The sequence below is a fragment of the Plantactinospora sp. B6F1 genome (assembly GCF_040120695.1).
Taxonomy (GTDB): domain Bacteria; phylum Actinomycetota; class Actinomycetes; order Mycobacteriales; family Micromonosporaceae; genus Plantactinospora.
Genome location: NZ_JBEEAC010000011.1, coordinates 48,080 through 59,399 on the forward strand (window position 1 = coordinate 48,080; position 11,320 = coordinate 59,399).

11 protein-coding genes are annotated in these 11,320 nt (G+C 69.8%); 1 reads left to right on the forward strand and 10 read right to left on the reverse strand.

What is annotated here, in order from left to right; translation table 11 throughout:
* Positions 1-130: 130 nt before the first annotated feature.
* The 4 genes from ABNF97_RS34175 to ABNF97_RS16425 all read right to left on the reverse strand — a co-directional run bounded on the left by ABNF97_RS34175 (position 131) and on the right by ABNF97_RS16425 (position 2,293).
* On the reverse strand, positions 131-592 hold the full coding sequence (locus tag ABNF97_RS34175; protein WP_502930494.1) for a transposase: 462 nt from the start codon (positions 590-592) through the stop codon (positions 131-133).
* 547 nt (positions 593-1,139) lie between these two features.
* Positions 1,140-1,454, reverse strand: a complete 315-nt coding sequence (locus ABNF97_RS16415) for a hypothetical protein (protein ID WP_349339032.1) — start codon at positions 1,452-1,454, stop codon at positions 1,140-1,142.
* Positions 1,387-2,097, reverse strand: a complete 711-nt coding sequence (locus ABNF97_RS16420; RefSeq protein ID WP_130463724.1) for a MauE/DoxX family redox-associated membrane protein — start codon at positions 2,095-2,097, stop codon at positions 1,387-1,389. The genes ABNF97_RS16415 and ABNF97_RS16420 overlap by 68 nt, the downstream gene beginning before the upstream one ends.
* Positions 2,098-2,101: 4 nt before the next feature.
* Positions 2,102-2,293 carry a hypothetical protein gene (locus ABNF97_RS16425; RefSeq protein ID WP_349339033.1) on the reverse strand — a complete coding sequence of 64 codons (192 nt, stop codon included), beginning with the start codon at positions 2,291-2,293 and terminating at the stop codon, positions 2,102-2,104.
* Positions 2,294-2,436: 143 nt separating this feature from the next.
* Between ABNF97_RS16425 and ABNF97_RS16430 the strand changes: the two genes are divergently transcribed.
* Positions 2,437-5,262: an AfsR/SARP family transcriptional regulator gene (locus tag ABNF97_RS16430; protein WP_349339034.1), complete on the forward strand. Its 2,826-nt coding sequence runs from the start codon at positions 2,437-2,439 to the stop codon at positions 5,260-5,262.
* Positions 5,263-5,788: 526 nt separating this feature from the next.
* On the opposite strand, the gene ABNF97_RS16435 is transcribed toward ABNF97_RS16430, so the two are convergent.
* From ABNF97_RS16435 to ABNF97_RS16460, 6 genes are all read right to left on the reverse strand, one after another.
* A complete protein-coding gene (locus ABNF97_RS16435) occupies positions 5,789-6,559 on the reverse strand; it encodes a hypothetical protein (protein WP_349339035.1) in 771 nt (256 codons plus the stop codon).
* Entirely contained in the window at positions 6,556-7,368 is an 813-nt protein-coding gene (locus ABNF97_RS16440; protein WP_130463728.1) for a hypothetical protein, read from the reverse strand. The genes ABNF97_RS16435 and ABNF97_RS16440 overlap by 4 nt, the downstream gene beginning before the upstream one ends.
* Positions 7,369-7,392: 24 nt before the next feature.
* Complete coding sequence (locus ABNF97_RS16445; protein WP_349339036.1) at positions 7,393-7,650, reverse strand: hypothetical protein; 258 nt, start codon at positions 7,648-7,650, stop codon at positions 7,393-7,395.
* A gap of 73 nt (positions 7,651-7,723) precedes the next feature.
* Positions 7,724-8,035: a hypothetical protein gene (locus ABNF97_RS16450; RefSeq protein WP_349339037.1), complete on the reverse strand. Its 312-nt coding sequence runs from the start codon at positions 8,033-8,035 to the stop codon at positions 7,724-7,726.
* A gap of 498 nt (positions 8,036-8,533) precedes the next feature.
* The gene (locus ABNF97_RS16455) at positions 8,534-9,814 is read right to left on the reverse strand and encodes an SGNH/GDSL hydrolase family protein (RefSeq protein ID WP_349339038.1); all 1,281 of its coding nucleotides are present in this window, start codon (positions 9,812-9,814) and stop codon (positions 8,534-8,536) included.
* 106 nt (positions 9,815-9,920) lie between these two features.
* The gene (locus tag ABNF97_RS16460) at positions 9,921-11,297 is read right to left on the reverse strand and encodes a cellulase-like family protein (protein WP_349339039.1); all 1,377 of its coding nucleotides are present in this window, start codon (positions 11,295-11,297) and stop codon (positions 9,921-9,923) included.
* Positions 11,298-11,320: the final 23 nt, after the last annotated feature.

The window sequence follows — 11,320 nt, forward strand, 5'->3', positions numbered from 1 at the left end:
TATTCGGAGTCGTTCCGCATCAACCTCGATGATTCGCGGGTAGCGGCGGTGTCCCCGTCCGCGGCCAGGTCGCCGATCAGCGGGTACGTCATTGTGGGGAGATCTCCTTAGTGAGCGTTTCAGATGTGGGTTACTCGGGTGTGTTGAAGGTACGGCGGGGTTGGCGGGTGGCGGGTCCGCCGCGGGTGAGGCGGTTCAGCATGCCGGTGATCGCGGCCCAGCGGATCATGTGTTCAGCGGTGACAGGGTCGGTTTCGTAGTCGCGGACCAGGCGGCGGTGCAGCATCAACCAGCCCAGGGTCCTCTCCACCACCCACCTGCGCGGATGCACGACGAATCCCCGCTGGTCAGCCGGCTTACACACGATCTCAATCGTGGTGTTCAAGACGTTCTTGGCCCAGTCAACGAACCGGCTGGCGAACCCCTGGTCGGCGAAGACAACCGGTCCGCACCACGTACAAGATCGCATCAACGATCGCCTGCGAGGATGCTTCTCCGGCCTGCCCATCCACTTCTGGCCAGGCAGCATCACCTCCACGATCTCCCACTGGGCATCAGTCAGGTCGGACGGGTACCGCCGCACACGCTCCATACCCGACTACCGAGCCATCCGGCCTCAACGATCGGACCCACTGTGCGACACGCCCGACCAACACACATCTGAAACGCTCACTTAGCGAAGTAGTACGCGCGGCCCGGCGCGGGATCTCGTTCTCCCGCTCCAAGACCTTGTTGCGCCTGCGCAGCTCCCGCAGTTCGGCCGACTCGCTACTGCCGGCACCGCCCGGTCGGACGCCGTCCTCAACGTCGACGAGCTTGAGCCAGCGGCGCAGACACGCCTCGGAGATCCGAAGTCCTTCGCGATCTGCGCGATGGGGACCTCGCCCTTGCGGGGATAAATGGGGGGTTGTCGGGGGGAGGTTCAGAACTCCATAGACAAAGATTAAAGCCAGGCCAGCCGTTTCTGCTGGTCAGGGCTTTGTCCGTCGGGACGGCCGGATTCGAACCGACGACCCCTTGACCCCCAGTAGTCCGGTGGCCCAGCGGCATGCTTACGCACGTTTGTCCAGGTCGCCCAGAGCATAGACCGGCCGAGTAAAGGAGTCATACGCCGACGGCTCCAGGCGGCCCGTCCGGGCTCATGCGGCCGGCCGCGCCAGCGACGCGGCGGCACGTCGGGCAGCGTCCAGATGCCGCACCAACTCGCCGAGCTGATCGGGCGCGACGGAATCCCGATGCGCCGCCACCCACTCCTCGATGATCTGCCGCATCAGCGTCGAAGCGCCGACACCCCGAGCCGCCGCGGCTGCCTCGATCTCCGCATGGATGTCCATGTCGATGCGCAGCGCGGTCACCATCTTCGCCGGCCGGCGCTCCCGCACCACCTCAGCCTGATCGAACATGGGTCCGAGGTCGTGGTCCATCGCGTACGCGGCGGCCTCCTCCGCGGTCATGCCAGCCAGTCCTTCCCGCGGCTCGTTCATGACGTGTACTTCCTCCACATCGCCCGCTCATGCGGAACACCGCCGCCAGGTCGTCGAGCATGACGATCATCAGTACGGCGAAGAGCGCGCCCGCGACGCTGAACGCGGCACCGGCCGGATTGATCGGGGCGGCATCCCCCGTCGCCGTGCCCGCCGTGCCCACCGCCGTGACGGCGAGAAGCGCGACGTTGCGGACGACATGCCGCCATGACACCGGCTCGGTGCCCGCGCCCAGGCAGCCACACGAGGCAGCTGCCGGCCGCCGCATGGCGCGCACGAGCACAGCGGTGAACGCGAGCAGCAGCGCGGCCGCCGCCGAGAACGTCACCACCGGTCTCACTCCCACCAGCAGCGCGCCGCCGAGGGCCAGCTCCGTCGCCACGACACCGGCCGCGACCGGACCGGCCAGCCGCGCCGGTACGCCGCTGAGGCGCCGCACCGAGACCGTGAACGCCGCGAAGGCGGTCCGGTGCCGCACCTTGCCGGCGGCGGCGTAGAGCAGCACCCCGCCCACCATGATCCGGCAGGCGAGTACCAGATACGGCAACAAAGGTGACCTTCGACGGCAGGTGAACCGGCGACGGCCATTGGGGGGCGGCCGCCGCCGGAGCATGCGATCAGCAGCTGCTGACCCAGGTGGTGCAGCCGCAGTACGGGCCACCGCTGTAGTTGCAGCCCTGGCAGCCGGTCCGACAGTTCACCCAGCACTGCGCGCCGACCATGCGGCACCTCTCGGCCGCCCTGGCCTCGGCTCGGGGCAGCATCGCCTGGAGCATCCGGTCGCCGAACGCCCGCAATGATCGAGCCATGCGCAACTCCCTTCCTCGACCGGGACGGGCGTCCCGGCCGTCAACGATCTTTTCTGGGGTGGCAGTTACACCGGCTACACGTCGGCGATACATTTGCTACACGCGTTGGGGCGGGTGATCGCAAGATCCACGAGGGCGGGACCATGCGGTACACGATCCTGGGCACGGTAGAGGTGTCAACGCACGGGCGGCCAGTGGTCATCGCCCGCCCGCAGCGGCGGGCGCTACTCGCCCTGTTGCTGCTCAACGCCAACCGCACGGTGAGCCCCGACGCGGCCGCCGAGGCGCTGTGGGGGCCAGCCGCGCCGAAGACGGCGCGAGCGCAGATCCACTCCGCCGTCTACGCGCTACGCGCGCAGCTGCTCGACGCCGGCTGCGAGGAAACGATCCCCTGGTCCGCCGGCGGCTATACCGTCCGCATCGAACCGGGTCAGCTCGACGCCACCCTCCTCGCCAGCCACCTGGCGCAGGCGAAGGGACACCTGGCGGGGCGGCGATTCGCCGACGCTGCCAGCACCGCACGAGCCGGCCTGCGACTGTGGCGGGGCGAGCCGCTCGGCGACGCCCGGGGCGCCTTCGTCCCGGCCGCCCGCGAACACCTGCACGAGCGCCGCCGAGCCATCCTGGAGACCTTGGCCGAGGCGGAGTTGGCGCTCGGCAACGACATCGAGGTCCTCAGCGAACTCGCACCGCCGATGGACGAGTACCCGCTACACGAGGCGTTCTGCGGCCTGCTCATGCGGGCGCTGCACCGCGCGGGGCGTACCGCCGAGGCGCTGGACCGGTTCCGGCGCCTGCGCGCGGCCCTGGCTGAGCAGCATGGCCTGGATCCTGGGCCGGCGCTGACCGAGCTGGAGGGCGCCATCCTCCGCGGCGAGCTGGCGCAGCCGGCGGCGCGCGCGGCGCCGGCTGCTGCGGCGGCAGCGGAGGTCGAGGTTCCGGCCCAACCGCCACCGATCGAGGTTCCGGCCCAACTACCGCCGGACGTGTACGGGTTCAGCGGTCGCGCCACCGAGATCGCCCGCCTCGACGCGCTCCTGACGGGCGCGACCAGTCACCCCACAGCGGTGATGATCGCCGCCGTCTCGGGCATCGCGGGCATCGGCAAGACCGCCCTCGCCGTGCACTGGGCCCACCGGATGGCCGGTGCCTTCCCGGACGGCCAGCTCTACGTGAACCTGCGCGGTTACGACCCGGGTGGCGCCGCGGTCTCGCCGGAGGACGCCCTGCACGGGTTCCTCGATGCGCTGGGGGTGGCGCCGCGCCGCGTCCCGGCCCGCCTCGATGCCCGTACCGGGTTGTTCCGCAGCCTGCTGGCCGGCCGCCGGATGCTCGTGCTGCTCGACAACGCCCGCGACGCCGAGCAGGTCCGCCCGCTGCTGCCCGGGGCGCCGGGCTGCGTCGTCGTCGTGACCAGTCGCAACCAACTGCCGAGCCTGGTCGCCGCCGAGGGCGCGCACGCGCTGGTCCTGGACGTAATGAGCGACTCGGAGGCCCGCGAGCTGCTCGCCGGGCGCCTCGGCGAGCAACGGATCGCCGACCGCCAGCCACTCGACATGATCATCGCCGGCTGCGCCCACCTGCCGCTGGCGCTCTCGGTCGTGGCGGCACGCGCGGCGACGAGTACCCATCTGTCGCTGGACAGCCTCGCCGCCGACCTGCACACCAGCGACGCCCGCGACCGGCTCGACGCCCTGGCCGGCGACGACCGCGCGGTCGACGCCCGCGAGGTCTTCTCCTGGTCGTACCACCTCCTCGGAGCCGAGGCGGCGCGACTGTTCCGACTGCTGGGCCTGCATCCCGGCCCGCATGTCGGCCCGCAGGCCGCCGCCAGCCTCGCCGGGCTGCCTGCCAACCAGGTCCGGCCGCTGCTGGCCGAGTTGACCACGGCCAACCTCGCCACCGTGCAGAACCACGGGCGGTACACGACACACGACCTACTGCACGTGTATGCCATCGAACTGACACACAAGGAGGACACCGACGACGAACGGCGGGCGGCGCTGCGGCGGCTGCTCGACCACTACCTGCACACGTCGCGTGCCGCCGCGCTGCGCCTGAACCCACCACGCGACCCGATCGCCGTCGGCCCGCCCGCGTCCGGTACGAGCCTCGACGCCCCGGCCGACCACGATGCGGCGCTCGGTTGGCTCACGGCCGAACGACCGGCGCTGCTGGCGATGATCCGATTCGCCGCGCGGGCCGGGTTCGACACCCACGCCTGGCAACTCGCCTGGACCCTCGACGACTTCCTGGACCGCCGGGGCCACTGGGCCGATCAGGCCAACAGCCAGGAGACGGCCCTCGCCGCCGCGCGGTCGCTCGCCAATCTGCCCGGCCAGGCCCACGCACACACCAGCCTCGGCCGGGTCTACCAGAAGCTCACCCGTTACGACGACGCCGACGCGCACCTGCGCCGGGCCCTCGACATCTTCGGTGAGCTCGGTGAGGACGCTGGTCGTGCGCGCGTGCACTACAACCGCGCCCAGGTGTCCGAACGCCGCGGCCGATACGAAGAGGCGCTCCGGCATGCGCAGGCGTCACTGGAGCTGTGCCGGGCCAGCGGCCACCGCCTCGGCCAGGCCAACACGCTGGCCACGATCGGCTGGTACCACTCACTGCTGGGCCGGCACGGCGAGGCGGTGACGTACTGCGAACTGGCGCTCGCGCTGCACCAGGAGATCGGCGACCGGCATGGCGAGGCGGCGGGCTGGGACAGCCTCGGCCACGCCCACCAACACCTTGGCCAGTACGACCAGGCGGTCGCGTGCTATCGGCGGGCGCTCGTCCTGTGCCGCGAGCTCGGCGACCGCTACAACGAGGCGGGGGTCCTGACCAAGCTCGGCGACACCCAACATGCCCACGGCGCGGCCCGCGACGCGCGGGATGCCTGGTCCCAGGCGGTGGCGATCCTCGACGAGCTCGACCACCCGGACGCCGAGACACTACGCCCTCGTCTCACCTCCTGACCAGGTGCGGCCCGACACCGCACCTGGTCGGGGCGGTCGGTGCGTGGCTGTGGCTTGGCAGCCCGGCCATAGCTTCCAGCTCGACAACAACGCCAAGGGGTTGACGTGGCGGGGCGGCGTTGCCGGGTGGTTTGGGGCTCAAAGCCGGCGAGGAGCAGCGTCTCGGCGGCGAGTGTCTGCGCGCAGGTGTGGGCGGCGGTCGCGGCCGTCGACGCCGCGCTGGTGCTCGGCTGGGCCGGGCTGCCGGCGCGTGGCTACGTCGTGCCCCCGTTCCCGCCCCGCCCAAGCCCAGTTGAGGTGGTGCAGGGCGCGGGCTTCGATGGCCACGAGCGCGGCCAGGTAAAGGGCGACGCCGCCGTAGAGCAGCGGCAAGGTCGGTCCGCCGGCGTCGGGGTGGGTGAGCAGGTGTTTGAGGCCGAGGCGAAGCCGTTGATCCCGGCTGTGCGAGCACTGAACTTGACTGCACGACACGGCCCGCCGCACCGGAGGCGTGCGGCGGGCCGTGCCTTTTATGGTTGGGTTGAGGTCAGCCGCGAGCCGCCCGGAGCTGTGGCAGCGCGTCGATCGCCACACCGCGACTGGTCTGAGCGTCCACATTGGCAATCGCTCGGGTGTACGGGATCGCAGGCTCGGGCCGCCCCGGCAGCCAACCCTTGAGCATAGTGTCGGTGCCGATGACGCCCGGGTAGAGCTGGCAGGTGACGGTGACTTCGTAGATGTGCCGCGGATTGTCGTCGAACATCCAGTCATGCGAGCAACTCGGCACCAGCCGTGCCACGACCGCGTTGTAGCCGCCGATCAGGCTATCGAGCAGTGCGGTGGTGGAGAGGCCGTACTTGGCGAAACCCACCATCGCGATGGAGTAGATGACCCCCATCAGCTTGCCGATGTTGTCGGCCGCCGGAAGGCCCTGCACGGCGTTGAAGTAGGACGTAGACAGGTATGCGCAGTCGACCGCCCCGTTGACGAACGGCCCCAGCAGGCTGCCCGGCATGCTGTCGATCTGTGCGATCTTCGTGACGGCGGCCTGGGTGCAGGCTTCCACATCGGCGGCGGCGATGGCGTCGATGTGGTTGAGGATCTCCTGCTTGGAGTTTTCGACCGCGGCGATGATCTCCCGCTTCGCCTGGTCGAGCCCACCACCGCCACCGCCGCCGCCGTAAAGCGCCTGCACCACGTTTACGGCCACCGGCACCCACGCCGGGACAGCCGCCTGGACGGGTCGTGCGGTGCCGCCGACGGTGATGACGATCGCGGCGACTGCCGACACGATGCTTGTGGTTAGTCTGCGTTTCACGGGAGCCGCACCCCTTGACGGATCAGCTCGGCGAGCAGTCGCTCCGCGTTCGGCAGGACGGTGTTGGCCATGAGATAGTCCTGGACCAGGTCCTGGTTGATCTGCCCGGGGATCTCGTCGCCGCCGTCGATGCGGTACGAGTTGCTGCCCGACCAGTACTCCGCCCGTACGGTCCGCCCGTTGAAGGTGCACACGTACGAGACGTAGCCGGCGCTGGGGAGGGTGTTGCGGCCGCATTCGGGCTCCATCTCGCGGATGAGGTGCTCGAGGCCCTGGCGAAGGTAGGGACGCTGGACGGCCGCGGCGTTGGTGCCCTCCTCGGCGTCCACCATGATGTACGCGGCGTTGAGCTCGGCGAAGAGCACGATCATCGCCCGGCCCACGGCGTCCAGTTCAGCGTCTTGGCCGGCGACCGTGGCGATGTGAGCCTTGGCCGAGTACGCCGCGTCGTGCGTGCTGTTGATCGCGGGGCCGGCGAGCCACGGCACCTTCAACAGCTCGACCTTCGTGACGGCGGCTTCGGCCTTGCCACGCAGTTCGCTGGTGAGCTGCCGGTCGAGACGGATGAGCACGTCGCTCTTGGCCCCGTTGACGGCACTGATCGCCTGCTGGACCAACTCGTTGACCTCGGCCACCGAGTAGTTGCCGTCGCGGCCCTTGTCGTACGCGCTGATGAAGAACTGGACGAACACCTCGTAGTTGGCGTCGGCCAGTGCCGGTGCCGGTCTGACGGCCACGGCTGACCCGGTCAGGGCCAGGCCGACCAGGGCGGCGGTGATACCGCGCCGCAGTGGTCCCGCTTTTCGCATTGTCGTCTCCTCGGATCTCGTGGACTACCGCACCGCGCGGAGCGTCGGGAGGGCGCGGACGGTCGTGGCGTAGCAGGTGTTCCGGCCGGCTCGCAGCCGTACCGCGTCGAAGTCGGCCTCGCTGGGGTCGACGGGGAAGATCGTGTTGTAGACGATGTTGCCGAAGGCGCCGTTGTACGCGTCGCACCAGACGATCCAGTACATGGGATCGCCGGGTCGCGGGCGCACCTCGTTGTCCTGTAGCGCGTCCTGCATGCCGCCATGCGTCGGTTTCGTCTTCACGGCGACCGCGTCGTACCCGGTAATGAGGTTGTCGAGCAGTCCTTGGTGGAAAGGCCGTACTTGGCGAAGCCGGTCATCGCGATCGCGTAGATAACTCCCATGAGCTTGCCGATGTTGTCAGCCGCCGGGAGGCTTTGCACGGTGTTGAAGTAGGGGCTGGAGAGGTGTGCGCAGTCGACGGCCCGTTGATGAACGGGCCGAGCAGGCTGCCCGGCATGCTGTCGATCTGGGCGAACTTGGTGACGGCGGCCTGGGTGCAGGCTTCGACATCGGGGGCGGCGACGGCGTCGATGTGGTTGAGGATCTCCTGCTTGGAGTTTTCGCCCGCGTTGATGATCTCCCGCTTGGCGGCTTCGAGCCGCCGGCTTGGCCGGTGCGACGACACCGACCGTCAGGGCCAAGCTCGCCGCCACCATTGCACACAGCAATTTCAGTCTCATGTGCACCGGACCTCCTTCGACTCCCCAGTCGACGAGTCGGGTCCATTCAAGCGACGGCACACCTCAGGAGCCGGGCCGTGATCTTCCCGTTATCGAACATTGCTCGATTGCGCATCGGCGGATGCGCGCGGTACACGTGGCGGCGGGAAACGCCACTGCTGGGCCCGGCGTAGACCGGGTCCAGCGACATTGTCCAGCACATCCAAGGGATGGGAGTGTCATCCCTGAAGGAGCGGGGCCGTGTCAACCATCGAGGTCTGGCGGTTTGTGACCGGTTGGAGCGGGTTCTCGGCTAGGGGGAGGTTCAAAACTCCATGGACAAAGATTAAAAGCCCTGACCAGCGTTTCTGCTGGTCAGGGCTTTCTGCCTGTCGGGACGGCCGGATTCGAACCGACGACTCCTTGACCCAGCAGACCATCGGCGGGTCCACCCGCGATGCCCGCTACAGGGTGTCGAGGTCGAAGGCCGCGGCCATCGCGTGGAAGCCGGCGTCGTTCGGGTGGATGCCGTCGCCCCCGTTGTACTCCGTACGCATCCGAGCCGGGTCGTCCGGGTCGGCGACCGCCTGGGCGAGATCGACGACCGCGTCGAACTCGCCACTGGACCGCATCCACCGGTTGACCGCTACCCGGGTCTGTTCTCCCTGGTCGCTGTAGTAGCCGCCGCCCTTGAACGGAAGAATGGTCGCTCCGATGATCTTGATATTCCGGGCGTGGGCGGCACGGATCAGGGTCCGGTACCCCTCGATCATCTGGTCGGCGGTGACGACCGGACGGGATCCGAGGCACGGGTCGACCCAGAGCGGGGCACCGATGTCGTTGATGCCGATGAGCACGACGACGGTTCTCGCTCCGGACTGGTCGAGCACATCCCGGTCGAAGCGGGCCGTAAGCCGTTCGCCGTAGCAGACGGCGTCGGTCAGCAGCCGGTTGCCGGACAGGCCCGCGTTGAGCACACCGACCGGCCGGTTGGCGGCGACGAGGCGTTCGGCCAGCTCGTCCGGCCACCGGTTGTCGGTGTCGCGACTCGCACCCACCCCGTCGGTGATCGAGTCACCGGCGATGACGACGGCGTGCTCGGCGTGGCGCTTCCGCCGGGGCACGTCGATGCCGGACAGGTAGTACCAGGACAGGCCCGTCTGGGCGTAGGCGTCGGCGGTCCCGTCGAAGAGGTGGTCACCGGTGGCCCGGTACATCGTCGCCGCGGTGAACTCGTGGAACGTCGCCGGTCCGGTGGGTTCGGCGAAGTACAGGGTCACCGCCAGCCTGTCCAGCGGTGCCACCCGCAGCGGCACCGCGTCGCTGAACCTCTCCCGCCCCACCGGAACGACCGTGGACCACGCGTGGTCGAACCGTACCCGGCGCAGGGTCCCGGGCTGCACGGCCGCGCCCTCGGCGGCCCTGCCGACCGTCGCGCCGGTCAGCCGGAGCGGCACCTGGCCGTACACGTTGGAGATCCTGATCCGCACCGCGGGCCCACCGACGCTGATCCGGACGACCTGGCGCAGCGAGTGGTCGTCGAATCCCTCCTGTGACCAGTTCGGCCCCTGCCAGGTCGGTCCCATCGGCGCCTGTGCGGTGGTCTCCCAGGTACCGACCCAGGACCGCCCGTGGGTCGCGGCGACCGGGATGGTCGCCCCGGCCGCCGGGGTGGTCGCCCCGGCCGCCGGTGCGTTGACCGGCAGCAGCGACGCCACCACCGCTGCCGCTACCGCGACGGCCACGCGCCGGGCGCCCGGTCTCCGGCCGATCAGCCGCCGCACGACCGGGCCGCGTCCCGTGCGGTCGGGGTGTTCGTCGGCTGGCCAAGGACGGGTGCGATGGCTCATCTCAGACCTCTCCATTCGTCGTGCCCGATACGTTCGCAGGCGTGCCGACCGGTGACGCCGCCACTTGCCCCGCGCCGGGGCGGGCGGGCCGGTCCGTTCCCCGATCGGCCCGGAACCGGCCGGTCCACCGCCGCTGCCACTCCACGTTGCGCCAGCCGGGGTGGTGCGGTGCCGAGTTGGACCCCAGCACGACCCCCCAGAAGCCGTACTCCTGGCAGCGCCGCAGCGCGTGCTCGGCCAGGCCCTGGCCGACCGGCCCGTCCTCGAACTCCGCGAGCAGCGGCGTGTAGCCGACCCATCCCTCGCCGATGACGGCCGGTACCCGGTGCCGGTCGGCCCATCGCGCGATGACCGAGAGTCGGTCGTCGAGCGCCTGCGTCATCGCGACCCGGTGGTCACCGTAGTTCTCGTACAACCAGCGGTCCCACTTCGCGGTGTCGACCCAGTCGTAGCTGTAGAACATGCTCGCCGAGACGCCGGTGGCCGCCAGCCGCCACGACTCGACCTGCGTGGCGTAGTCCTCGAAGGGCGGCGCGTCCTCGCGGAGCAGCGCCCGTAGCCGCGGGCTGGGGAACTCCGGCGGCAGGACCCGGACCCCCGCCCACTTCTCCAGCGCGGCGAGGACCCCGTAGACGTAGACGTGGAAGTGGGCGACCTGCCCGTTGTCGGGCACCGCTGCCATGTCGAGGTATGGCGTGATCCCGTAGCAGGTTGTCGCGAGCACGTCCGGGTGCCGTTCCCGCATGACCGCGACGCCGTCGGCGACGGCCTGTCGCTGCGGCCAGTAGGGATCCGCATCGCCGCCGCCGATCTGGGTCAGCCGGCTCAGGTCGACCTCGTTGTGCAGCTCGGCGTAGGCGATCCGGTCGGCCAGACCGGCGTCCTTGACGAACCCCACGAGGTCGGCCATCGCCCGGGCGATGGTGACGTGCCGCTCCGACGGCGGAATCGAGATGAGCGTGTCGTACCACTCCCGCCCCGTCAGGAAGGCCGGACTCTGCTGGTACTCCCAGGAGGAGAGGATCACGTAGCAGTCGTGCCGCCGGGCGGCCTCGAAGAGGTCGAGCAGGCGTCGCCGCCCGTCCAGGACGGCCCCACCGGCCACGTCGTACCAGCGGGTGCGGCGGCCGACCTCACCTCCCATGGACGTGAACCGCAGCGCCGAGGTGTCGAGGTCGTGGTCTCCGAAGAGCAGGTACGGCATGGCGCAGATCCGTACCGTGTTGTAGCCGCGCTCGACGGCCTCGGTGAACGCCGCGTCGAGGTGGTGGAACGGTTCCCCGGCGGTGGCCTGGGTGTACCAGCTGAAGTCCCAGAGCGTGATGGTGAGCCGCGGCGGCAGGTGCGCCGGAACTCCGGTGGGATGGACGATCGTCACGGATCAGGAGCCTTTCGAAAACG